The organism is Rhodanobacter thiooxydans (assembly GCF_021545845.1).
In the GTDB taxonomy this organism is placed as follows: domain Bacteria; phylum Pseudomonadota; class Gammaproteobacteria; order Xanthomonadales; family Rhodanobacteraceae; genus Rhodanobacter.
This window is the reverse complement of sequence record NZ_CP088924.1, coordinates 15,522-39,647: the sequence shown is the minus strand read 5'-3', so window position 1 is coordinate 39,647 and position 24,126 is coordinate 15,522. Positions and strand designations below refer to the sequence as shown.

Here is a 24,126-nt window from a genome sequence, read left to right as displayed (position 1 = left end):
GCAGAAAGGGAGGATGTTGCGGGGTAGCTGTCTCGAAGGACAGGTTCGGCCGTGAGGTGGGCCTCGTCACCAGAGGACGCAGAAGCGTCGCTCAGAAATCGGTCTTAACGCTAACGACTCATGAGAGGGCTGTCAACGAGATTAGATGCTGCGCGCGACGATGGCCGTGAGCATGCGCTGGAGCTTCGCAGCATCGTCGCCAGGGTGATGCTCTACCAGGGCAACCACGCCGGGCAGCTGGCGCATGCGTGGGTGGGTGCGCGCCTTCGAAGCGATGTATTCCGGATCGTTCGTCATGCCCATCGTCTCGACGAGAATGCGCTGTCGGTTTGGGAGCCACAGGACGAAGTCTGGGTGGCACACCGTGCCGTCAGGTAGCTGCTCAGGGAACAGCGGTTTCTCCAGCTGCACCTTCACGCCGAAGCCCCCTTTTGCCTTCTCTCTCTCCCAGTAGGTCATCTGGGCCAGGAGCAGCTCGGCGGTCTCGCGCTCGAGCGCGCTGTCGACCGGGAGGAGGACGGACTTGCTCAGGCACGGATGCGCGTATGCGTTGACGACGACGTAGCGGCTCTCACCCTTCGGCTTGGCCACCTGGGCGATCGCCCAGTACGGCCCTTGCTGACCGGTCGTATGTCCTGGGAGCTTCACGCTTCCGCGCACGCTGACGCTGCGCGCACGACCCTCCGCGCCGCCCCTCCATATCAACGCTCCCTCCGAGGCGGACACCTTGGTCACCTCGTGGACGATACCGACGAAGAGGCCCTGAGGCCGCAGATTGCCCGGAAACTTCGGCTCAAGGTCGGGCATCTTCTGCAGCAGCGTCGGCACGGCCGGCAGGTAGGTGCAGCCGACATCGCGAAAGCGCAGACCCGGGGCGATTTCGCGCGCTCGAAGAACATCCAGACCTGCGTAGGCGTCCTGATGCTGGCTGCGCGCTGGCTGACCACGCTTCGTGATGATGTCGTCCGGCGACACGGAGGTGTAGTCGGCCTCTATCAGCGCGGTGAACAACAGGCGGGCGATCGCCGGAACGCCGTCGGATGATTTGCGCGGAGTCTCTTGCGCAGCTCCGCCACCTGGTGTCGACACGTCGCTCGCCGGCTTGCGTAGGAGAAGCCAGGATCCGGTGGCGGCGCTGGCCACCGCACTGGGACTGGAACCATCGGCCTGGCCATGCCCCTGTCCCGGCTCGACCCAGAACGGGCATACGGCGGCGTGGGGCGTCTCGCCATGGCGCCACACGTGAACTTGCCCCTCTCGCAGGCGCGGCGCCATCAGCGGCGGCGGATCGACCTCAGGACCGACGCAACCACACGCCAGCCAGTGCTGATGATCGCGAAGGTCCATCAGCGCTTTCGTGGCCGCCTGCTTGTCAGCATCCGTCGGGTGCGGGTCGTTACCGAAGCAGCGAACGAGGGCAGCCGTGACCGCGCCCTGCAGGGGGCGCAGAACGGCGTGGCGATCATAGACATTGAGAACGGTCATGGTGGGCCTCGTGAATGACCTGCTTCCAGCACACCGCCATGGTGCGCTCGAAAAAGGCCACTCCAAAAGAGTGGCGAGGTTGGTCCAGGCGGCGGCCCGTGAGGGCCGGCGTCCGGTGGTGGTGGTTACGGCCTGCGCTGACGCGGCGGCCGGACGATGAGGCCTTCCCGGCTTCCGGTCATGCAGTGCTGGCGGAACTCGCACAGGGTGCACGGTGAGTTGTACGCGTCCAGGCTGCGCTTGGCGAAGCGCTTACGACGGATGTCGTCAGCGATCCACAGGCGTGACTGGATGTACTCCTCGATATGCGCCGGTGTGCGAGCGGTCACCAGGTGAACGGGGGCAATGACAGGGCCCTCGCCACGCTTCGTGGTCGGCACGGGACGCTTGATCGCATTCAAGAACCCTAGCTTCTCGACGCGTTCGATCCCGAGCTCTCCAGCGTGCGCTTCGACGACCAGTTGCTGGCCCGTCAGCTGCCCGGAGAGTTCCGCAAAGCCATCCGGGCAGTTGGTACTGGGCGTCTTCACGTCCAGGATCCCAACGTGCCCTTCCGGCGTCATGACCATCAGGTCGAGGATCGCGGTGTAGATCACGTTCCTCGGAAGCCTCACACGCAGCTCGCGCTGAATGATCGGCTTGCCAGCCAGGTCGAGCATGATGCTGTAGCCCGACTCCTTCCACCACGCGACGAAGCGTTCGATCAACAACTGCCCCGTCTCGATGATGGCTTCCTGACTTTTCCAGACCGTGCTCATCTCGACGACACGCTGGGAGGCCCAGGCGGTGTAGGTCTCGTTGAAGACCGTCACCGCATCGACGTCATGGCCGTACACATCCCCCACAAGAAAGGCGGATACGGCTTCGTCGAAGGCCTTGCCAAAGCCCAAGTTGACCGATTCCGCCTGCGATTGCAGGCGGTCACGGTATCGATAGGCGTAGGCTGCCGCGCACTTCTCCATCATGGTGCTGGAGGAGTGCGACAGGTACACCACATCCTCGGCCACCGGGAGGGTGGTCACGGATGCCTGCTGCGCAGTGGCTGCTGACATGCTCATGCCTCCTCGGTGGCTGGGGTGGTCTTGCGGGTGCAGAGCTCGCGGTAAGTCACCCGCAGGTGCTCGGCCGAGTCGAACTGCGCCGGTAGCGTGACGCCTTTGCTACGAGCGCGGGCGACGGCCTGACGAACGAGTGCCGGTGCCAGCGCATCTCCGTTGCGAGCAACGAGGCTCGGTTCCGAATCGGCATCTGGCGCCGCCGGCGACGCGACCGTTGGTGTGACCGTGACGCCAGTGGTGGCCGTCACTGCGGGGGCCTTCGGGCTGTCTTGGCCCGATGGTTCCTCCGGTGCCTCGTCGGTGGCCGGAGCCTGAGCTGCCTCATCCGCGTCAGCGACCTCAGCCGACGCGCCGGCCTCTGCTGCCTCCTGAACCTCCTTGGCCCTGGTTGGCAGGTTGTCCGAGCCATGACCGATGGGAACCGCCGATACGGCGGCCACCTTCGGTGACGCCGGAAGCACTGCCTCGACCTCGTGCGAAGCGCTGGGAAGACCCAGTGCCTCATACAGCCGCCCTCGGGCCAACGTCTCGCCCTCCTGATGAGAAGAGAGGCTGTTGATAACCTTCAGGTAGCTGGCGGTGGCCAGCGTGCGGTTGTTGGGGTCGATCAGACGCGCGGTGAACTTCACCGTCGGCTGAACTGCCATCCGCTGTCCGCCCGCTCCGTCCGACACGATCGTGTCCGGATCGGGCAAGTCGAACCCGCCGGGCTCGGAAGCAACTTCAATGGCGTAGCCCTCGAGCGGAGAGAACTTCTCCAACACGTACGGCGTGCGCTGATGCACGCCGAAGGATTGGACCGGCACGCCGTCGCGGAGCACGGGCTGGCCACTGCGGTCGTAGATGGAACGGACCTCGCCTTCGGCGGGGGTGATGCCTGCGAACAGGCCACGGGTAATGTGCATGGTGATCTCCTCGGTCGAGCCCAGGCGTGCCTGGTGTCCTTGCTCGACTGCGTGTAATGCCCGGACAGGGCTTAGGGGTTGAAGGCTTACCAGTCCACCGCTTCGAAGTGAGTCTCGAAGCCGTCATGCGGAATACAGCTCGCCCGATTGCGGGTTGCTTGGTCATCCTTGCCATCGGCACGCGACGGACGGGATGGGCGCAACTGCATGGGTTTGCTGGCGTGCTGCGGCCGGGGGGCCGGTGCACGTGGTTCCGGTGGTGCCTGTCGCTGACGCGACGGTTCGGGGGGCGGTGCGGCTTGCGCCTTGGGCTCCTCTGGAGCCTGGGCTTGGGCTTCCTCGACGGGCGCCTCCACCAGCACATTCACCGTGTGAGCACGAATGAACTGCCAATAGCGGCGACCAGCGGGGCCGTCCTCTTCGTCGACGAGTTGCTCGCCGACGATCAGGACGCGGGCGCCCTTTTTCAGTTTCTCCTGGAAGTAGGCAAGCCCACCTTCAGCAGTGCTGAACTTGACGTTGAACCAGGTCACCCTGGATCGAATGTCCCGACCAGCGCGGTACGACTTGCGGCACCCGATGCGAAAGCGGCATCGGACCGTCGGGTTGGCGTCGTCGGGAGACGGCGCCTGGAACTGTGCATCCTCCTTCAGGACTCCAGAAAGGGTGTGAGTGTTGGTGTCATTGATCGCGGTCATGGACCACTCCCAATCAGTCGGTGGCTCGCCTTGCGGAGAGCGGGTGATCTCTGCCGTCCCAGTAGAACAACCCTGGTGACGATGAGAAGGTGATGCGGGAATTGAAGGCTCCCACTGACCTTTTTTGTGGCGATCGCCACGAAAACTTGAATTCGACAACTCCGCTCCTCCGTCGCGCACGCTGCGCGCATGGAAAAACACCCGGCAGGGGTCTCCTACCGGGTGTCGGGGTCAAGCGTTGCGCCTCGCGTCATGCGGCAGGCGCCATAGGCACGGATTCGCGGATGTTCTCCATGAACCCGGCGCGTCGCGCCCAACGCATGATCGCGCCCGGCTCGATGCTCTTTTCCGAGCGGCGGATCAGCTCCTCTGCCGTCGGTCGAGCAAGCCCATTGCGGCGCTCGTTGTCTTGCGAAATGACCATTGTTGTATCTCCGTCGGTTGAGGGGCCAAGTCCCCTCCCAAGCGGCCGCGGCGCAGCGGCTTAGGAGGAGACTTGACGCCTCAAGACGAGGAAATGGATCAGCCTGACTCTGGGGCGCACGGCGTACCGTGCGCCCGCAGAGTGCGGTGGGTCAGTTGCTGCAGGGATCAGCCGGAGCCTCGCCGGTAACCGCAGCGTCGACGCGAGCGTCGATAGATGCGGTACCGCCGTTGGCGTAGGCGAGAAGACCACTGGTGCAAGTAACCTGATGATCGGCAATGTCCTGCACGGCCTTGACGGCGTGGTAGATCTTGCCAGCGATGCCGAAGACGAGAAGTCCGATCGCGATACCGATGATGAAACGCATGGTGAACTCCAACCCGCTGTGCCGTACGGGAAAGAAAAAAACCTCCCCGTGGCACGTCGGGAAGGAAGAAAACCTCCCGAGCGCACATGCGTATCCCTAAGGATGACGATGCACCCTCGGGGTAATGGAAGACTGCGCAGACGTCGCTCGATAGAGCGCACTGCCCGAAGGCATGATCTGCGGAGGTGATGCGAGCCTGCGGGCGCCGGTGACCAGAGGTCACATCGGGACACGAGCGAGACAAGAAGCACACCACGATCGTCGCGACACCTTCCGGAGCTGTCCGGGGTGCGAGGATCGAAGGACATACGTCGGGGGCAGCGTCACTCCCGTAGGAATGGGCGCACGCACGCACACGTATGGCTGGCAAAAGCCAGGCTTTGATGGCAGCTGGGCTGCGAGGGATCGCGCACGCACAAGGCAGTGGCGAAAGATGTCGGCGCGGGGCCGTGATGTATCGGAGACCTGTGTCGAGCACAGGAACGGTCGGGATTAGAGAGTGGACCTCGTCACTCTATCGAGACATGCAAAGCATGCTCGGAAAAAACGATGGGATCAGGTTAGAAGTTGAATCGCGAAGGTGTCAAGGCCTTTTGCGCGCATCGGCACAAATCGATGTCGTCACCGGAAACGGTGCGGGGTAATGCGCCCATTTCAGAGGCGTGCGCGAGCGGGGGGTCCCGAAAATGACCCTACCCTAGCCGAGGAGCACCCCGTGAAGAACGAACAAAACCTGGCCACCACGGCCGCTGATCCCGCCCCGCCCCGCCCCACTCCCGATCGTGCTGCCTCTGCGGCCGCCAAGCGCCGTCGTCGTGAGGAGGAAGCCTCTTGGCATCCTGACCACTCCACGCCGTTCTGGATGTACCGGCTGGACCTGAAGACCGACAAGGCGGCCTACGTCTACCACATGGCCTTGGTGAAGGCGCAGCAGTCCCTCTACTTCTTCTATCACACGCTTCCGGACAACCTTGAAGTGGTGGCTGCGGCGGAGAAGGACATCAACAGCCGCTTCGAGCTGATCGAGAAGCAAATGGGCGATGAGTTGCTGCGTCTCAAGACGCTCCAGGACTCCGTGGCCGCCACTCCGCCCACGGCCTACTCGAAGGTCGAGTCGTTCGAGGTGGCCATGTATACGCCCGAGGCCCGTCGCTTCGCGAGCATGGTCGAGACCTACGACCAACTGGTGCAGACCCTCGACGTGCTCTGGTTCGCGGCCGCGATCAACCGCCGCACCCGGAGCCAGCTCATCCAGCAGTACCGCAATCTGCTGGTCGCCTTCGCACGCGAGATCTACGTCAAGAGCCGCCGTGCCAAAAACGCGGTCCGCGCCAACCGCATGCTGCGTGACAACGATCGCATCGAACGGGCCAAGGCGAAGATCGAGGGCAAGCCGGTAGAGGTCGATACGGCCGCTGACGATAGTGCCGAGGTCGACGCCGACGCTCAGGTTCCGGTTGCTGCCTGATGCTCAACCCCGCGCAGGAGCAGGCGGTCAGGATGCAGGGGCATTGCCTGGTCACGGCGTGCCCCGGCTCCGGCAAGACCAAGGTGCTTGAACACCGCGCGGCACACCTGCTGGACGAACCAGACGCCAACGTGCTGGGCGTCACCTTCACCGCGGAGTCGGCCGCCGAGCTGGAGCACCGCATCCGACAGCAGGCGCCACGCGCCGGTCGACGACTGGTCACCGGGACGTTTCATGCGCTTAGCCGCAAGATGCTGATCAAGGCCAACATGCGGTTGCGCCTCGTGAACGACTTCCAGCAGACCGACCTCCTGCGGCGCGCCTACCGCGACACCATAGACCCGGGCCTGCAAATCACGTTCGACGACGCGCGCGCCTACGTGGACCGCATCAAGGCGCAGGTCGACCCCATTCTTCCGAATCGCGACCTCGAGCCGTGCGTCGACGTCTATCTGCGCTACCAGGAGCTGCTGCGCCAGAGCGGCTCGGCGGACTTCGCCGACTTGATGCTCTTTGCGGTCCGTGGCATGCGCGACGGCACCGTTCCGGCCTACAAGACCAAGTACATGTTGGTCGACGAGTTTCAGGACACCGACGCCGTGCAGTTCGCCTGGATCCGGGAGCACATTCGTCAAGGCACGGCAGTGACGGTTGTCGGGGACGATGACCAGTCCATCTACGAGTGGCGGTTCGGGATGGGCTATCAGGGCATGGAGGACTTCCGCCGGCTCACTCAGGCTTCTCACGTCAGTCTCGACACGACGTACCGGTGCGCGCGCGAGATCATGGAGCCGGCGGGGCGGCTGATCGCATTCAACAAGGAGCGAGTGCACAAGTCGCTGACCACGGCCAATCGGACCAAGGGCGCGGTCCGCGTGAAGCCCTTCGCCGACAAAGAGGAGGAACGCTCCGCGATCGCGCAGGCGATCGTGGCCACGGGCAAGCCCGGCGACTGGGCTGTCCTCGCGCGCACGAATGCCCAGCTGGAGTTTGTGGAGCAGTTCATCGCCGGGCGACTGCCCGTGATCCGCTCCGGTGGCACCTCGTTCTGGGAGCTGCGCGGGCCTGCCATGTACCTGTCACTTTGCCGCGCGCTCTGCAACGGCGCCATGGGCGACCTGGATCCGGTCCTTAAGCGCTCGGGCATCTCCGAGAGCCGCATCGAAGCCATGCACGCCGAATACCGCAGCAGGGAGGCGGGAGCCGTCCACCGCTTCCTCGCGGCCAAGAAGGGTGGGTCTTCCAAGGATCCCGAGGATCGACTGCGCATTCTGATGAATCAGTGGCGCGCGATGCTGGCTGGCGGCGAGACCAATCTCGCGCTGCACGGCATCGCCCACTACATGAAGACCAGCGTGCGGCTGTACGAGCGCGACCGAAAGCCTGACGACCAGGCCAAGGACAATCTGCGCATGGACAACTGCGCCGCAGCGATGGCACGCATTCAGGGCTCGCTGCAGCAGCGGCTGATGCTCCTGCAGCAGGAGTCCAAGAAGGACGGCGATGCCGTGCGCCTGATGACCTTCCACTCATCCAAGGGCCTGGAGTTCCCGAACGTGTGGATCATGGGTTGCGAGGAGGGCGTCATCCCCTCCAGCAACAGCCCGCTGGAGGAGGAGCGGCGTCTCTTCTACGTCGGCATGACCCGCGCAAAGCTGGACCTCACGCTGTCCTACGTGATCAACGAGAAGGCGCCGGCATCGCGCTTCCTCAAGGAAGCCGAGCTGCTGTGATCCGCAGCGGGGCGTGCCTCGCAACGCTTCATGCGGCCCCACAAAAACTGCCCTCGCGATCCACCCCGGCCCTACGGGGCGCTCAGCTAGTCGTGATATCCCGTTGCCCGAGCCGCGACATCTCGCAGGCTGGTCTTAGCGTCGTCGGTCCAGAGCACGCTGTCCTGTAGAGACCGAAGCGCCTCAGGCTCTATGCCCATCTCGTCGGCCACCATTGTCGAGACGTCGTCATCGTTCAGGGCGTGGGCCGCTGCGAGGATCAGCCCGCACAGCGCCGCGCCGGGAAGCGCGGCCACGAGGTGGCGAAGCGCCTCGAGCTCTGCATGGTCTATTACCAGTAGTGTGGTCATGTGGCTTCACGTGTTCGAGTCAGAGCCGGGCCGCAGACGCGCGCCCGGCCGGATGGAATGGCGCTACGCTCGTTTGGCAAAGTGGGCGATGGTCAGCCAGAGGGCTGCGCTGATCCCCACGATGATGATCGGCGCGGTCATCGGGTGGATGCGGATGGGCGAGAGCAGAAGCAGAACGGAGAGGAGTGGAAGGGAGACCATCGCGTGTCTCGCAGCGACATAGAGAGTCGGTGAGGCAACGCCGAAGGTCTGCGACTTGACCTTGCGCATGACCAGGCCGTCGACCGCGCACGGTACGGCAACCACCAGGGCGAACTTCCACCACAGGCCCAACACACAGATGCGCACGATCAACTGATACAGCAGGGACCATGCGACATTGAGGCGTGCAGCGGCCCACTCGCGCACGGGCTGGATCAGCCGATTTATGCCCGCGTCACCCTCATCGTGCTCCACGCCGGGCGTGAAAATCCGGTAGGAGGCATCGATCACGTGCGAGTTCACGAAGGTCGCGTACCAGACGGTCTTCGCCGCGCCCTCCGCCTGGTCGGCGGCCAAGTCGCCCAGCACCGCGTGCATGCCTGTTCGTTCGAGCTGGATCTCTCGCACGATCCAGCTCTCCTTGACGAGTGCCAGGTAAAGCATCGCCCAGAGGGTGATGAAGATCAGGCCCCACTTCCAGAGCGTCAGCTCGCGGCCGGTGGCAGTCGAACTCACGCGGCCTCTCCGAGACGGTGCTCGACCGTGCGCGGGTGTGTGTCGCCACCCACGTAGCGCATGTCGCGCGGGTTGAGGATCCGGTAGGCGATCGTCGCGGCAAAACGGCGCGGGCTGTAGAGCTCGTACGCACACCCCTGCAGGACGCGCACACTCGCTTCGCCATGCTTTTCGACCCACTCCAGCAACGGCTGATCGCGCGTGGGATCCCACCGACGTTCTGCTGTACTGATTTCGAGCTCAAGCAGGCGACTGACGTTCCCAACGAGATGGGTGACGAAGACAGCGATCGCCACCTCCCCGGCCAGACCCGCGGCCGCCTGTATCGCGTCGCGCAGGCAATACTCCGCCACGCTAGTGCGGGTGGATGGGTACACCACCGCCGGCGGCACCAGCCAAATCAGCCGCAGCGCTGCGTCGTGGATCGAGGGGAGGCGCTCGAACAGATCACGAGCGACTTGGGCCATGCGCAGGTCCACCATGAGCGCATCGAGGAGCGTGCGCGCCTCATCGGGTGGCTCGATAGCGCGCGGCGCGGTCGTTTCCTTACTGAACATTGTCGCTCCTTACGCGGCCGCCTTCGGCGCGAGTTCGTCGTTGAGGATGGGGATGCGGCCTTTGAGCAGACGTCCACCGCTGACCTGGGCGAAGAACTCCAGGTTGGGCAGGCACCCAAGCAGCTCTGCCGAGACGATAGGAACCTCGGTCTCCTTCATCGCTTCGGTGAGCTTGTAACCGAAGGCGCCCGGGGTGTCGGACTTGGCATCTGTGGCCTGCGAGTACTCGATGTGGCGGACCATCGTCTGCGGGAAGGTCTCGGCGATGTATTCCTGCGTGCCGCCGTCGATCGTGCGCAAGACGATCTTGTTGTTGAGGTTGCCCAGGATCATGCGCGCCTTGGCATCGCTACCGACCTTGGCCGAGAAGTCGGCGAACGTCTGCGTGGCGATGACCAGGCGGATCTGCGAGCCACCGGCCTTGTTGAGCAGCTGGATGAGTTTGTCCGAGCACAGCTCAGCGGCCTCGTCGATGATCAGCGTCACCGGCCTCAACCGGTCCTTTGCAGCGTCGGCCCGCGGCGGCGGGGCCTCACCCTTGGCCATCAGGAATTTGATGAACTCGGCGTTGTCCTCATAGTTGTAGCGATCGCCGGAGACCGAGGTCATGTCGGAAATGAACATGGAGCCGATTGCCGAGGCGACCATCGAATCGGACAGGCTGTCCAGGCCGAGGTAGCAGACCTGGCCATTGCGGATGATGTTGGCGAAGTTGGTGATCGGCCGGCGATCGTCGAGGTTGCTGGTGTCGGGCGAGAGCAGCTCACCCAGCGTACCGGCCGTCAGCATGGTGAGAACAGGCGTGAGGCTTGCCGTCATCTTCTGCTGGTGGGAGCGATCGTGCTTCAGGTCACTGAGCAGACCTTCGATGACGCCGCTTGGCGCCAGACGCTGGACGACCGAGAGGTAGTAGTTGTCGTAGGCGATGGCCAGGCTCTTGTCATCCTTGGCCTGCTTCAGGAACTGCGCAGCCTCCTTGCGCCAATCCGGAATGTGCTTGTCGAAGTGGGCCTCGCACGCGCGAGCCACCAGCCATTCCGGTCCGTTGTCGACGAATCGCTTGAGCAGCCGAAGCGTCGGCTTGGCGTTGAGCAGCAGCAGTCCTTCGATCAGGTTGGTCAGGATCATCCACGAGTGGGCCGTAAACGGGTCGGCACCGGTTTCGGAAGGAATCAGCGATGCGATGCGCGTCGCCAGTTCGGTGGCGCGGTTGAAGTTCTTGAGCGGATCCAGGCGCCAGCTGTGCTCGGGGAACGCCGGATGGAAGAAGACGAAGTCGTTGCCCTTCTTCTGACGCAGGCACGCGTGATACGCGGACGTGGCCAGGCCCTTGTCTCCTTTCGGATCCCAGATCAGGACGGCCTCGCCACGGGCCACTGCCTGGTGAATGATGGTGTCGAGCATTCGGCTCTTGCCCGCACGGGTCGTCCCCACGAGTAGCGTGTGGCCGGCCGTGTGCGAGATCGGGATGCAGATCCGCCGCTCCTTGATCGCGCCAAGGCCGTGGATCCATCCCTGCCCCACCTCCTCGTTTGCGGGCGGCACCAGCAGCGCCGGGTCGCGCCGGCGGATCATGTGCGTCATCTGCGCTTCGGCTTGGGTCCACGGGAACCCGTAGCCGAGGAAGATCTCGCCTTGCCGCCCGGCAATGATCTCGTCGAGCTGGCCTCGCGACATGAATGACAGCGGCACGCCGACCAGGTGTCGCTGGACGGCGCGCATGCGCCATGCCCGGCGACCGCGGACCGTTGCCATGGCGAAGCAAAAGGCGGTGAAGGCGATGAAAGCCGGGGCACGCAGGTCGGTGGCGAGACCCATCAGCGCTGTGATGATCCCCGACGCTCCCCACGCGGCCGTCGAGTGGTACTCGTAAATCGGACGAAACGGATCTTCGAAGCTGAATGCGGCCGCGCTCATCGCGTGATCTCCTGGACGGAAACATTCGCCGCTGCAGCCTGCTGGTCGAGCGCCTCGTCGTAGGCGCTGTTCTTCTGCAGCGGGGTGGTAGACAGGTCGCCGCCGGCGCCAGGGCCACGGCTGTCGACCAGGTAGGGGTTCTCCGCACCCATGAGGTGCAGCTGAAAGATCGTCGAGACCAGACCATGCTGCTTGGCGAAGTCGCGCGCGAGCTTGCGCCAGACGGTCGGCTCTGCCGCGTCCGGCGAGATCATCCGCTCGCCCAGCGTCTTCTGCGCGTACTGACCGAACGCCAGCCGGAAGTGCGGGCTGTCGGCCAGCTCCAGCGCCGACTTACTGCGAATGAGGGCGGACGTGTGCGCGCCGATGTACGGGCCCAACGGAAAGATGGCCGTTGCGGCGCCCTGCCCCGTCGGAATGACGAGCGGCAGCAGCAGCCGCAAGGCCTCGGTGACCTGGGTGGAGAACCGGATGGCATTCACCGTCGCGTCGCCAACACGAATGTCGACTGTTCCGCGCGTCGGTGTGCGGGGATCGCGCACGATCCAGCCGAGCTTGTCCCAGATCGAGTGCAGCTCGGCGGGCGGAATGCCCAGCCCATCGACAGCCTGCCGGAATCGCGCGTGCAGGTGGCCGTCCTGCTCGAAGACGTCCTTGCCCTCCTTCAGCTGTCCCTGCTGGACACGATTGGCCATGGCGACTAGATAGAGCCCACCCGGCGAGTGACTGCTCTGCTCAAACCACGCTTGCGCCTGGGCCGCATTGGCTGGTGGCCAATCCTTCGAGGCAGCCTCCGCTCGGGCCTGCTTCAGTTGATCGTCCCGGAGATTGCCCTCGAGCTGGCGGTTGCGCAGCGCGATGGACTCCTCCTCCGCCGGCGCGGTGCCCGTCTCGGCGGGCTCCTCTTCGTCAAAGCCATCCGCGGGCTCCTCCCGGATCGGGACGTTTGCTCCCAGCTCACCACGATCCTTCTTGGTCCCCTTCTTCTCTCCCTTCGACGCAGGCCGCGGCGACGGGCCGCGCTCGGCGGCGGCGCCAGGCGTCGCCCCGTCGGGCACGGCGGGCTCATGTGCTTCCGACGGTTCCGACGGCGGAAGACCAGTGCCGACCGCCCCGCTGGGCTCTGCTGCTGGCGCAGAGTTTGCGACAGGAGGGCTGGCCGGAGTTGCGGTGCCGACCGTTACGGCGGCGCCGGCTGCGGTGGCGATCGGCTGGCCCTTGGGATCGAGCAGCTGCACAGGTAGCGCGGCCGGCGGCACGATCGAATTGGGGATCAGCTCCTCGCGGGTGAACAGCATGCCGGTAATCGGTACCTGGATCGTCTGGCCTCGATCGGTGACGGCGACGTGGGCCTGCCAGGTCATGTACGTGGTGCCGTCCGGCTGGACATTGGGCTTGAGGAACCCGTGGTCGTTGAGGATCTCCAGAACCTTCATCGGTTCGTTGGGGATGGACACCTCACCGGCGTCACGCAACGCCTGAATGGCCTTGACGGCCACGCCGGGAAAAGCGACCAGAAGGCCCTCGGTCGTGCGATAGATGCCGGCGTCGACGTTGTTGACGATCCACTCGCCGATCTCGATCTTGTCGTGGATGGCGCGCACGATGCGAGCAGCAACACCACGCGAGCCACCGTGCCCGCCAGCGGCTTGGCGGGTTCGGGCGTCCTGGATGTCCCGCGAGACGCTTGCGCTGTCGGCGCTCTTGATGATTGCCGCCAGTGGATTGCGCGGATCGGAGCTGCCGGAGAGCGCCATCATCATGGCGTCCACCGCTTCCTGCCCGTTGTATTCGCCCAGCCAGGCCATCGTGGCGCCGGGGATGATGCGGTAGACCAGGGCGGCGGTGAATGCCTCATGCCGCTTGTGCCGGGCTCCGGGTCGCCAATGGATCTGGTAGTGGTCGAGGCGATGCTCTCCCAGCCAGGCGTAAAGGGAGCCGGTGTGGGGATTCCACACCAGGTTGCCGGTCCCATCGATGGCGCCGACGTCCACGAGGGGCTTGCCCATGTCGTGGAGCATCGCGCCGATCATCGCCGCGGCGCGCCAGCGCGGCTCGAGGTGCTTGCGCGTGGAGGGTGGGTGGTCGAGCGCGAACACCGCCGACTCACACTTCAGCGCCGCGTAGAAGGCGCACTCGATGCCATGGCGAAGAAGCCCACCCTGCCCGCAATGGTGGTGCGCCTCCGAGGCCGGCAGCAGATGGACGTAGGCTGCGTACCCCTCGATCGCCGGAAGCAGCAGGCCCTGGAAGTCTTCATGGGACATGCTTGAGGCGCGTTGCAGGTCGTCGATCAGCGCGCGCTGGCTGTCGAGGAGGATGACAGGCGGTACCGCCGGCACCGCCAGGCCTCTGTCCGGGTAGCTCGGGATCGGGGCGCCATTGAACAGCGGCGCGTTCGTTGGAGGTGAGAACGGCGCGACCGGCGCCGGGGCAGCAGCGGGCGCTGGCGCAGCCGCAGGAGGCTGCGGGACGCCGGTACCGGTAAATCGCTTCCAGAACGCTTGGAGAGTCACGCTGTCACCCACGTTGAACACGTGGGTTCATTGTCCGGGGCCGACGCGCGAGCCCAGCTGGAAAAGACCCGGGTATCAGTCGCGGGTTTTGGCGTCTTCCCTCAGTTGCAGCAGCAGAACGGGGTCTTCGATCTCGTAGTCCCCGTGGCGGCCCGTGGGCGCGACCATGGCCCGCTTGGCGAGCTTGCGTACCGATCCCTGCACGCTACTGGTCTTCACCTCACGTCCGCCGAGGTACCTGGACATGAACTCCACGCCATCGGCGCTGTAGATGCTCGGGTGCTTCGGCTGCGCCAGCAACGCCAGGACTGCCCGATCAAGGTCCCGGAGCCCGTCGAGGCCAATGTACGCGCCGGCCTCCTCGCGCGCAGCGCGCCATGCCGCGAGCGCCTTTGGCACGTCGGCGTCGTTAGCGATGATCAGCTGCAGGACCAACTCATTGAGGTATTCGGGAGTGCGGCCAAGGGCGTCGAACGCCTCCAACATCGCCGTCCGGTCGACGCGCTTGGCGGTTCGCTCCGACAGGAACTCGATTCGGTCCTCGACAAAATCCGGCCCCAACGGCGGCAGCTGCAGCGGCATCGCCGACTCAAAAAGAGGCGCCTTCTGGACCCGGAACAGACGATTTAGCCCCTCGCGAGACGAGCCCGTGTAGAAGGCGAACAGCATGCCGGTCTGCGCCAAGAGGGCCGTGCGGAAAGCTGAGACGAAGTTGTCGCGCTGGACGCCTACGAGCGCCTGAACCTCGTCGAGTACCAGCAAGGTCGGCCTACCGTTGACGACGGCTGCCAGAGCGCGAGCCAGACGGCCCTCCAGCGTGTCATCTGCCTCATACCCGACGGGGACCATGGTCGCCTCGACGTCAGCCCCGGGCGCCTTGGCGCGAGCCTTGACCTTGGCCAGCTTGAGCTTCCGCCGCCAGCCGGAGTTGCGCCGTTCGAGTTCGGCTTCCAGACCTTCAACGAGGGCCAGGTCCGGAGCGTCCCGCCTCGCCCACAAGTCGATGTAGATGACCTGCCACCCAAGCGTTTCTCGTGCGTAGGGCAGCAGCTCGTGCTTCACGAAGGAGGTCTTGCCCTGGCGGCGCGGCGCGAAGAGCGTGATCCCTTGTTTGAGGCCGCTTTGGTAGACCCGAGCAACGTCCTCCAGCAACCCGGTGCGGGGGAAGTAGGGCAGTGAAATGGGGGACATAAATTAGCCTCTTTATACGGCGGACGTCTAATTATACATGCGCGTATAACTCTAGCTAAAGCGCAAAAAAACCGCCCCCCGCAGGGGACGGCTGCCTTCCTCGGCAAGGGCTGACGGAACTTAGAAGATGCCGCTCACGCTCTGGGTCAGGCCGGCGATGATGACCGGCTCGGCCTCCTCCCACTTAAGGTTGACCTTGTTCGCCGACGACAGGACGCGGGTGCGGTAGCGCTTGAAATTGGACGTCTCGTCGTAGCTGACCAGCTCGTCGCCGGAGCTGCCCTGGGCCAGGTGCTGCTCGCCGTTGACGTGGACGGTACTCTTGGTGCGCTCCGAGATCTGGATATCCACGATCGCCGAGTAGTAGACGTCCTTGACCATCGAGCCGGCGATGAAGTCAGCCGCGCCGGCTGCCAAACCGATGGCGCCGAGCCCACGCCCGCCGATGTTGCCGTTCAACGCCGCGGCAGCCGCCACGCCGGTCAGGGCTCCATCCAGCGGCGTGCCAAAGCCGCCGCCGAAGCCTGCCTGAGAGGCAGTCTGGCTGCTCTGGCCGACCTGCAGCACGTTGGCCTGCAGCATGAAATGGGCGTCATCGGGACTGGACACCACGCGATAGCCGCGGCGCTCGATGGCTGCCTTCACCTGGGCATCGAACGTGAAGTTCGGTTTGTCGGTGGTGTTGCGCACGTCCACGTAGACCGTCTTGTCCGCCGTCGGCGTCAGAAAAACACTGTCGGACATCTTGTTCTGGACGACCAGCTCGTGCTTGCTGATGGCGACCTGCGTGGCGGCACAGCCGCCGAGCGTAAGGAACGCGCCGAGCAGGCCGAGGAGCGCGAGGGGGCGGAGGATCTTCATGGTGGTTCTCCCTGTGTTTTGAAGTGCTGCGACCCGCGTGTGGCGAGCGGTGGTGGTGGTGTAGTGCCCGCGACTGCGTCCGTGACGTCGTGGGCGATGTGCTTGCGGTGGCGAGTGCCGCACACGCGGTGCTGTTGCCTTCGCCGATTGGGATGCAGCTCCTGCCGCGACCCGTTTCTGTGCCCGATCCCTCTGGGCGTGATGGTTGCCGTCCCCGGCTTGCCGGCCTCTGCCGTGGGGCGTCGTGCCCACGTCCTGACCTTCACACGCGATTTGGGGGTCACCAAACCACGGCATGTTCTGGTGATCGGTTAGTTGTCGCCTCGGATGCGCGCCATGGACGTCTGCACGGTTGTGCTTCCAAGTCGCGCGGCGACCTCGTACCACTGGTAGGCGCGCACGGGGTTCTGCGCGACGCCGCTCAGGCCGTACTCACATAGCGTTCCAAGGTTCTCGGCCGCTGTGCGGTTGCCCTTGTTGGCTGCCTTCACGAGGAGCTGAAGCGCCTGGTGTGCGTCCTGCGAGACGCCCGTGCCGTTCAAATACATCGTGCCCAGGTTGGCCATGGCAGCGGCATCGTCGAGCTCTGCCGCGCGCCGGAATTTCGCCACGGCCGCGCGGTAGTCGCCGGTGCTGACAGCCTGTAGCGCCTCGCGGTTGAGGCGGCTGGCATCAACGACGATCGCCGCCGGCTGCTCCTGCGGCGGCGTGCGTTCGGGCGTCTTGGCCACCGGGATCAACTGGACCGTCGCCGCGGCTCGGGACGACGCAATCTCGGCACGTAGCGCGGCGATCTCTGCGTCCCTAGTCGCGAGCGTCTTGCGCAGCGTCGCCAGCTCGGCAGCCGCCGCCGAAGGCGCTTCCCCGCAGGACGACTTCGCAGCCACTTCCGGTTTCGACTTTGGCGTGGCCCTGGACGGCGTCTGGACGACCGGCGGGTGCGATATAGCCACGGGCCGTCGCGGGGGCGCTACGCGATCGGCGTCCTGCACGCTCTTAGGGCTCGTCGCCACGGGCGAGGCAACGGAACCAGCCACTGGTCCGGCGGACTTGCTGGAGGCGGTCGGAGTCGCTTGTATCGGATGGCCGGTGGGAACACTGCCCCCATGTAGCCCAACCGCCCCGTCGAGGCTGTCGGTAAACATCAGTGCCCGCATCATTTCCAGACGCGTGTCGGCCCGGGCGGGGCGCGGCAGGATGACTGGGAGGGCGAGCATGACGGCGAGCGCCAGGCGGGAAGGAGGCATTGCGTCGATCCGAGAGTCACGGGACCGTGCAAGGCTAGGCGGCCGAGCGCGGCCTGGACTTTAGAAAGCAGCGGGTTTCAGTTGCTCGTTTTCAAGCCGCGGCGGTTGCACCGCCCGCGCGCGTCACGAAGTGATCCCAAATCCCGGCCACGTCCTCGATCAGATCGATGGTCAGCGGCGCGCCGAATAGCAAGGTCTCGTCGGCGCCGGACTGCGTCGCTGAGCCCGCGCCCAGGTCGCCCGTCCCGCGAATGCGCAGGTCCGCCTCGGCCAGCTCAAAGCCGTCCGTGGTGCTCACGACCACTTCCAGGCGCTCACGCGTCTTGGCCGACATCGGCTCCGGACACCAAAGGTGGCAGCGACCCACTCCACCGTTACGAGCCACGCGGCCGCGCAGCTGGTGCAGCGTGGTGATGCCGTAACGGTCCGGGTGGACGACGACGATGTCGTAGAGATTCGGTACCGAGATCCCGACCTCGACGACCGTAGTGGTCAGAAGGATCTGAGCGCGGCCCTCCTTGAGATCGTCGATGCCGGCGCGTTTGGTCTCGTTGTCGTCCTCGCCTGTCATGGCGCGCACGCGACCCGGGTACATGGCATCCCATCGGGGGTACGCGGTCTCGATGCTGTGCCTGTCGTCGATCTGGCCTGCGACCTTGGTTTTCCCCTTCCTCTTCTTCTTTGCGCCGTCCTCTTCGGACTCGCGCTTGGGATACACGACCATGATCGGCCGCCCGGCGTCGATCGCCTCCTTGATGAAGCGAAACATCGGTGCCCCACTGCCCTCCCACAGGTGCGTATGGATCTCCTTGCGCGCGTGGGTCTGGCGCATCTGAAACACCGAAACCTTCCCGAAGCGGATGAGCGCCTGGGTCCGAGGGATGCAGGTGGCCGACATCTCTAGTAGGTGCGTGCGCGTGGTGACGTAGTGCTCACGCTGGGCTCGGGACCACCGCTGCTGCTCATCGACCACCACGAGCGCGAACTCGCCCAGCTCGCGACTGAGTACGGCGCTCGTCCCGACGACGACCGTCGCGGCGGCGGCCTGGGAATCATCGTGGCCATCCGCCACCAGGACGCACGGGATGTCAGGAAAGATCCGCTGGAACTCCTCGGCCAGCTGCACCGCCAACGGGTATGTCGGCGCCATGATGAGGGTTCGGCCGCCCGCGTCCGCCGCGGCGGCGGCCAGCAGCTCGGCAACCCAGCTCTTCCCTGTTCCGACGTCGGCAGCCAGCACCGCGCGCATGGCCACCGGACGCGCCAATTCCTGCGCGATCCCCTTGACGGCCGCGCGCTGGTCATCGGTGAACTGACCCGGAAAACCCGCTGCACGCCTGCCGAGCGTGCGCAGTCCCAAGGGATCGGCGGGCTGCTCGTCGTGACTGGACTGAGACCGGTGGATGGCGCCGAGGGCGGCCAGCTCCAGGTAGGCACGCCGCGCATGGGTGCCGTACGCCAGCGACCGCGGCTGGTGGGTCTGCCTGATCACGTCCTCCAGCGACCAGCCCTCGCACCCGACGGCGGCGAGGAGTTGGGGCACCTGGGCAATCGGCTCCAAATGGCGCGTCACGTAAACGGTAGCGCGCGGGATGTTGTCTGCGAGATAGCTGCGCACCACCGAGCGCGTGCGCTCGCGGTCCGGGCCGCGCCCGGGGTACTGCGGGCGCACCTTGCCCAGCCACTTCAGGTCAACGAGCTCCTTGCAGATCAGGCCCATGTCACCGCGCCATTCCTTGCCAACCACGAGCATCAGCAGCTCAGCACCCGGGACGATATCCGCGCCGGTGGCGGGATCGTCTCCGAACAGGGTCACCCGCCATCGGTGATCGGCGGCGTCGGCGACCAGGAACGAAACGCGCGGGATGCCGCGCCCAGCTCGCGTCGGCGCCTCCACCGCATGCACGTGCACGGCGCACGGCACGCCCTGCTCCACGTGCTGCAGCTTCGTCAGTGGCGAGGTGAAGTCGTCATAGGACGTCGGCAGGAGCAGTGGCGTGTGCCACGGTTGGGTGATCCCAAACGACGAGAGCACGGCGAGCGCCGTGCTTTCGTTGGTTTGCTTGGAGGGTGCCACGGCGCCCTACGCCTTGAAGCGACCGCCACCGCCGGGATCGCCGTCCGCCTTGGTGGCGTGGCGGCGGTCCCCGGCACGGCGGGCGATGCCGATCAAGGCTCCGACGAGCACGATCAGGAGGACGACAAAGGCGGCGGTGAGAACGAGTCGAAGCATGGATTTGCCATTGTGCAGAAACGGGTCTAAGGTTCGACCTCAACGAGGGTATAAAGCGCGCTACCCCCTTGATTTAGAACGGTATATCGTCATCGTCGAACCCGGCCGCACCCCCGCTTTGGCTAGGCGCGCCATAGCCCTGGCGCTGGCCCTGATCCGCGCCACGGTTCTGGCCTTGGCTGCCACCGCGGTTGCCGTAGCCACCGCCACCGTTGCCGTTGCCGTTGCCGTTGCCGTTCCCCCGGCCCTGCCCACGCTGCTGCTGGCCACGATCGCGCTGACCCTGTCCACCGCCGCGCTGCTGGCCGTCACCTTGGCCATCCTGTCCGCCGCCGAGCATCTGCATTTCGCTGGCCACGATGTCGGTGGAGTAGCGCTCGACGCCGTCCTTGTCAGTGTACTTCTCGGTGCGCAGCGATCCCTCGATGTAGACCTGGCGCCCTTTGGTCAGGTATTCGCCCGCGATCTCCGCGAGCTTCCCGAACATCTTCACGCGGTGCCACTCGGTCCGCTCCTGCTTTTCGCCGCTTTGCTTGTCCGTCCACTGCTCGGACGTTGCGATGCGAATGCTGGTGATTGCAGTGCCACTGGTGGTGTAGCGGGTCTCGGGTTCGGCGCCGAGATTGCCCAAAATAATGCAACGGTTCACGCCGCGGCTGGCCATAGCTTTTTCCTCTCAGTTAGTGGATACGGTGTCGGTCAAAGGGGCCGTTCGACACTCGCAACAAGCGTCGATCATGGTCACGCGTCCGAAAGTTGTTGCACATTCGGAAGAAGCCGATCACATGACCGCCTTTCCGTTTGGCGCCGTTGCGCCTGAGCCATCTGGAGGTGGCTCCAAAAGTTAGTGGTGGGTTGCAATTGTTCGAGGTAGCGGTGCAAAAGTTGGCGAGAGCCGGCGCCACTCAGCGCGGCATCATGCGGCACGCCTACGGGAGCGAGTTCGCACCTTCGGCGTCTCATATCCGTAGAACGACCACGCCACCGGATCAATCATCATCGGTCGCGTCTGGACATAAGGCGCGGTCTGGACGAAGTAGCCGTGGTGGTCGAGCGCACCCTTGCGCAGAAGGGTCCACAGCAGCGCGATACCCAGCTGCGCCACCTGCTGATTGATCGGGAACTCCTGCCGGGTGATCGCCTCCGCCATGGAGCAGGATGGTTCCTCACGGTCGGCGCGCTCCATGGTGGCCAGCTCAGGGTAGAGATCGAACACGTTGGGGAGGCGCTCGCCCGCCGGGGGCCGCCCGAGGTGGCCAAGGCAGACCTGGCCCTCCGCCGCGCCGTTACCGAAGTCGAGCCACAGGCCGGCGCACGCCTTGCTGGCCATGTGGCTGCCAACGGCCGCGCGCAGCAGCGCCTTGTCCGTACAGGTCACGAGCAAGTCGGGTGTCCGGTAGTCCCCGAGGCTTTTGGGGTTGAAGTAGCCGTGGCTCGCTTCCCAATCGAACCCGAACGCGAGGTTGATTCGGTGGACGAGGCACAGTGCCTTCGGCAACCCAACGTCCGAGGCGTAGAAACGCTGTCGGCCAACGTTCGAAGGACTCACCCGGTCCCCATCCACGAGCGTCACGTCGAAGCCGGGATGCCCCAGCGCCATCACGGTGTGCTGGAGCCGCGCGAACGCCTCGGCGAAGTGGCTCCCGGTCCCGCCCACCCCGACGATCATCACGCGGGGGCGGCGCTGTTCGCCGACGAGGGCGGAAGGAATCGAGAAGGATTGCATCAGAGAAACCCCAGCCGTGTGAGTTGCTCGGTATCGAGCGGAATCAGGTAGGGCGGGCACACGAAGCGGACCACCCACGTCAGGCTCTCACGCGCTTCGCATTGCCCAAGAACGACCGCCAAATACGGGCCGGGTCGGGCGAGATCACCGGCGTCGTCGGTAGACGAGAAGTAGGACCCGTGCGCGCCATGGCTATGCATGTCCACCAGCAGCCGTTCGTCCTCGAAGTCGTCCCGATAGGACACGTGACCCGCGGACGCCGAGATCGTCACGGGGCGATGGAGCACCCAGCCGCCCTCGCCGAGCACGATCCCGGCCGCTACTTCCTGGTCCCCGCCCGCAAGGGCCAGCTCGGCCAATCGTCCGATCCAGTTCTGATCCAATCGACCCCCTGTGGGCCGGATGAACTCGTCGCACTCGCCGTTCGGGGTCTGCACGTCGGCGAGGCGCAGGCGGGCGTGCAGGGCAGCGCTGCGGACTTCGAGATACAGACCGTCGGCGGCCACGAGGAGGCGCTTACGGCCAACGGGCAGCTCAGGCAGCGCGCCGAATCGCGGCGCAGCCAGTGTGGGGAATGCTGCCTGCAGGACGGCGTCGCGCGCATCGACGGCGACACTCATGCCCGACCGCCTTCGGCGATCCATTCTCCCAGCGTCACGCCGGCATCTGCGGCGCGCTTGTAGGGGAAGCCCTCGACGACGCCATCGCGCGCGCGCCAGAAATCCTCAACGTCCATCGGGTCTTTCGCACGGCCCCGGCGAAGGGCTCCGGCGTAGTTGGAGTGGGTGAAGGCCGTCTCGAAGATCACTGCCTCCCACTGCGCCATTTCCTCGACCGCCGCGCCAACGGGCAGCGTGGCGTTGCCCGTGCACACCCGTGTGTCGCCGTACACATTCGGCAAGGTGGAGTGGAGCAGCTTCGTGTCGCCAGCGGGCCGACCATCGCCAGCGAACGTGGCTACCGACAGGTCGCGATCCGCCACATGTAAGACCAGGTTCGGCCAGCGCGTCAGGATGACGGACGGCTTGCCTTCGTGGTCGCGCAGGTGCATCGGGCGAACCGATGACGGCTGCCACCACACCAGCCGAGAGCCGTCACAGAACAGCAGGCGTTCGGGGAACACTTGGACTGGAGCCGGGTCTTCCCGGCGCGACAGGAGCAGGCTCTGGACCTTGCGCTCGTCCTCTGGCGTGATGGGACGGCCTGCGCCGATCACCGGCGAGCCCTTAACCGTATCGACGCGGTGCGCCGTCACCACTTCCAGGGTGTTGGTTTGCGCGCGGCAATGAAAGAGCAGAGCGAAGGTGGTGTTTATCTGCGCGACGCGATCCAGACTGGCATCGGTCACCGTGTCAACGAGGGGGCGCGGCATCGTTGTACTCCTGAACGTAGGACAGCGCGGCGGACGCCGCTGCGACCTGCATAATCCCCTGCTTGGCGACGGCCAGAAGTTGGGATGGGTCTTGCGCGTCGTGAGCGGCAAAGAAGATCGCGCTCTCGCTCTGCGCGTCCTGCAACTGCGACTCGTACATCGCAGCCAATCCCGCGTGTTGCGCCACCAGCGCACAGTGATGCTCTTGGCCCTCGGCGGAATAGAAGACCTCGAACGTCGCCCGACGGCGATGGCGGAACGGGGACAGGCTGTCCGGCGTCGCGTCGGCTAGGGACTTCAGGCGCGCCACCAGCGCCAACTCCGCTGTCCGGCCTTGCAGAGCCGCCTCGCGCTCACCGGCACCCATCGCCCGCGCTGCGCGCGCGTGCTTGCCATGGCGAAGAAACGTGGCGGCCACGTCTGCAAACTCCTCCGGCGGATACCAGCTCACTTCCTCCAGCGCCTGCTCGATGGCGTCCGACGCGAAATGCGGTACGTCCCCCTCCCACCGTGCGGTGCGGCCCAGATCATCAAGCGTCTCGCTGAGCATTCCACCCAAATAGTGGTCCGTGTCGCCGCTTGCCACGACCAGATGTGTCTTGACGGCCAGTGCGTCCCACGCCTCGCAGACGGCCGCGTAGAACGCCGGATCGGTCGCCGGGTCCGCGATCAGATCCACGCATGGCCACCCGTCGGTGACCACCACGACACCGTCGCCATGGGGGCCATCATCAAACAGGTTGTCGATGCCGTAGCTGTGGCCGATGATCTCGTCCATGGCACGAAACACCGTAGCCGGCGCGATGGTGTAGGCGCATCGTGCCGCGTCGGGACTGTGCAGCCCCATGGCATCGACCACACCGTCCACGAGGCGACCCCACCCAATCAGCACCAGCCGCAGGAGGTGGGTCGCGCTCTCGGTCTCGTTGACCGCACCAAGCTCCTCGGCGCTCACGTGGCCGTCGGCGAGCAAGGCTCGGCACCACGACAGGAGCGCTTCCATCGTCGCCGCCGCGAGAACCGTCCGCGAAGTCAGATTGCCCACCGCGCCGCGCGCAATGGTGGGCGTCTCCGGTAGCGCGGCTCGCTCGGCGAGCAGTGCCAGAAGACCGCCCTCCCCGGCACCAAGCGCCTTCTCGACCTCACGGGGCGACACGCGGCCGGCACGCAGGCCGCGAATGGCGCGCCGCGCGGCCGCGCCGCGTGCGGCACGACCAAGCCCGTTGGCCAGCGGGGCGCATGCGGCGCGGGTGGTAACCAGCGCCGACTTGCTGATGCGGGGTGGGGACCAGAGCGTCATC

The 24,126-nt window shown here is 65.4% G+C and carries 23 protein-coding genes; 2 read left to right on the top strand and 21 right to left on the bottom strand.

Features of this window, described 5'->3' with window-relative positions:
* Positions 1–141: 141 nt before the first annotated feature.
* The 6 genes from LRK53_RS18310 to LRK53_RS18285 form a co-directional block, all read right to left on the bottom strand.
* Complete coding sequence (locus LRK53_RS18310; protein ID WP_235642813.1) at positions 142–1,485, bottom strand: DUF790 family protein; 1,344 nt, start codon at positions 1,483–1,485, stop codon at positions 142–144.
* Positions 1,486–1,610: 125 nt separating this feature from the next.
* Positions 1,611–2,537 carry a PD-(D/E)XK nuclease family protein gene (locus LRK53_RS18305; RefSeq protein ID WP_235642812.1) on the bottom strand — a complete coding sequence of 309 codons (927 nt, stop codon included), beginning with the start codon at positions 2,535–2,537 and terminating at the stop codon, positions 1,611–1,613.
* Positions 2,538–2,539: 2 nt separating this feature from the next.
* On the bottom strand, positions 2,540–3,448 hold the full coding sequence (locus tag LRK53_RS18300; protein WP_235642811.1) for a hypothetical protein: 909 nt from the start codon (positions 3,446–3,448) through the stop codon (positions 2,540–2,542).
* 86 nt (positions 3,449–3,534) lie between these two features.
* Positions 3,535–4,146, bottom strand: a complete 612-nt coding sequence (locus tag LRK53_RS18295; RefSeq protein ID WP_235642810.1) for a single stranded DNA-binding domain-containing protein — start codon at positions 4,144–4,146, stop codon at positions 3,535–3,537.
* A gap of 250 nt (positions 4,147–4,396) precedes the next feature.
* Positions 4,397–4,570 carry a hypothetical protein gene (locus tag LRK53_RS18290; protein ID WP_235642809.1) on the bottom strand — a complete coding sequence of 58 codons (174 nt, stop codon included), beginning with the start codon at positions 4,568–4,570 and terminating at the stop codon, positions 4,397–4,399.
* Positions 4,571–4,721: 151 nt separating this feature from the next.
* Positions 4,722–4,937 carry a hypothetical protein gene (locus LRK53_RS18285; RefSeq protein WP_235642808.1) on the bottom strand — a complete coding sequence of 72 codons (216 nt, stop codon included), beginning with the start codon at positions 4,935–4,937 and terminating at the stop codon, positions 4,722–4,724.
* A gap of 715 nt (positions 4,938–5,652) precedes the next feature.
* Between LRK53_RS18285 and LRK53_RS18280 the strand changes: the two genes are divergently transcribed.
* Positions 5,653–6,405: a hypothetical protein gene (locus tag LRK53_RS18280; protein WP_235642807.1), complete on the top strand. Its 753-nt coding sequence runs from the start codon at positions 5,653–5,655 to the stop codon at positions 6,403–6,405.
* Positions 6,405–8,138, top strand: a complete 1,734-nt coding sequence (locus tag LRK53_RS19290; RefSeq protein ID WP_275113433.1) for an ATP-dependent helicase — start codon at positions 6,405–6,407, stop codon at positions 8,136–8,138. The genes LRK53_RS18280 and LRK53_RS19290 overlap by 1 nt, the downstream gene beginning before the upstream one ends.
* 86 nt (positions 8,139–8,224) lie before the next feature.
* Here LRK53_RS19290 and LRK53_RS18265 read toward each other — a convergent pair whose 3' ends face one another.
* From LRK53_RS18265 to LRK53_RS18195, 15 genes are all read right to left on the bottom strand, one after another.
* On the bottom strand, positions 8,225–8,488 hold the full coding sequence (locus LRK53_RS18265) for a hypothetical protein (RefSeq protein WP_235642806.1): 264 nt from the start codon (positions 8,486–8,488) through the stop codon (positions 8,225–8,227).
* A gap of 63 nt (positions 8,489–8,551) precedes the next feature.
* Positions 8,552–9,205, bottom strand: coding sequence for an IncC plasmid conjugative DNA transfer DtrJ family protein (locus LRK53_RS18260; RefSeq protein WP_235642805.1), 654 nt, complete (start codon positions 9,203–9,205; stop codon positions 8,552–8,554).
* A complete protein-coding gene (locus tag LRK53_RS18255; protein WP_235642804.1) occupies positions 9,202–9,762 on the bottom strand; it encodes a hypothetical protein in 561 nt (186 codons plus the stop codon). Before LRK53_RS18255 ends, LRK53_RS18260 begins: the two co-directional genes overlap by 4 nt.
* A 9-nt stretch (positions 9,763–9,771) precedes the next feature.
* The gene (gene traD / locus LRK53_RS18250) at positions 9,772–11,679 is read right to left on the bottom strand and encodes a conjugative transfer system coupling protein TraD (protein ID WP_235642803.1); all 1,908 of its coding nucleotides are present in this window, start codon (positions 11,677–11,679) and stop codon (positions 9,772–9,774) included.
* Positions 11,676–14,216 carry a MobH family relaxase gene (gene mobH / locus LRK53_RS18245; protein ID WP_235642802.1) on the bottom strand — a complete coding sequence of 847 codons (2,541 nt, stop codon included), beginning with the start codon at positions 14,214–14,216 and terminating at the stop codon, positions 11,676–11,678. Before mobH ends, traD begins: the two co-directional genes overlap by 4 nt.
* Before the next feature lie 54 nt (positions 14,217–14,270).
* A complete protein-coding gene (locus tag LRK53_RS18240) occupies positions 14,271–15,386 on the bottom strand; it encodes an AAA-like domain-containing protein (RefSeq protein ID WP_235642801.1) in 1,116 nt (371 codons plus the stop codon).
* 120 nt (positions 15,387–15,506) lie between these two features.
* Positions 15,507–16,247 (bottom strand): complement resistance protein TraT, encoded by a 741-nt coding sequence (locus tag LRK53_RS18235; protein WP_235642800.1) that lies wholly within the window; start codon positions 16,245–16,247, stop codon positions 15,507–15,509.
* Positions 16,248–16,558: 311 nt separating this feature from the next.
* Positions 16,559–17,134, bottom strand: coding sequence for a tetratricopeptide repeat protein (locus LRK53_RS18230; RefSeq protein WP_235642799.1), 576 nt, complete (start codon positions 17,132–17,134; stop codon positions 16,559–16,561).
* A gap of 451 nt (positions 17,135–17,585) precedes the next feature.
* A complete protein-coding gene (locus tag LRK53_RS18225) occupies positions 17,586–19,571 on the bottom strand; it encodes a DEAD/DEAH box helicase (RefSeq protein WP_235642798.1) in 1,986 nt (661 codons plus the stop codon).
* A gap of 6 nt (positions 19,572–19,577) precedes the next feature.
* The gene (locus tag LRK53_RS18220) at positions 19,578–19,727 is read right to left on the bottom strand and encodes a hypothetical protein (protein ID WP_235642797.1); all 150 of its coding nucleotides are present in this window, start codon (positions 19,725–19,727) and stop codon (positions 19,578–19,580) included.
* Positions 19,728–19,800: 73 nt separating this feature from the next.
* Positions 19,801–20,391 carry a single-stranded DNA-binding protein gene (locus LRK53_RS18215; protein ID WP_235642796.1) on the bottom strand — a complete coding sequence of 197 codons (591 nt, stop codon included), beginning with the start codon at positions 20,389–20,391 and terminating at the stop codon, positions 19,801–19,803.
* A 252-nt stretch (positions 20,392–20,643) separates the two neighbouring features.
* Complete coding sequence (locus tag LRK53_RS18210) at positions 20,644–21,453, bottom strand: PRTRC system ThiF family protein (protein WP_235642795.1); 810 nt, start codon at positions 21,451–21,453, stop codon at positions 20,644–20,646.
* The gene (locus tag LRK53_RS18205) at positions 21,453–22,073 is read right to left on the bottom strand and encodes a PRTRC system protein A (protein WP_235642794.1); all 621 of its coding nucleotides are present in this window, start codon (positions 22,071–22,073) and stop codon (positions 21,453–21,455) included. Before LRK53_RS18205 ends, LRK53_RS18210 begins: the two co-directional genes overlap by 1 nt.
* Positions 22,070–22,825 carry a PRTRC system protein B gene (locus LRK53_RS18200; RefSeq protein ID WP_235642793.1) on the bottom strand — a complete coding sequence of 252 codons (756 nt, stop codon included), beginning with the start codon at positions 22,823–22,825 and terminating at the stop codon, positions 22,070–22,072. Before LRK53_RS18200 ends, LRK53_RS18205 begins: the two co-directional genes overlap by 4 nt.
* Positions 22,806–24,125 carry a hypothetical protein gene (locus tag LRK53_RS18195; RefSeq protein WP_235642792.1) on the bottom strand — a complete coding sequence of 440 codons (1,320 nt, stop codon included), beginning with the start codon at positions 24,123–24,125 and terminating at the stop codon, positions 22,806–22,808. The genes LRK53_RS18200 and LRK53_RS18195 overlap by 20 nt, the downstream gene beginning before the upstream one ends.
* Position 24,126: the final 1 nt, after the last annotated feature.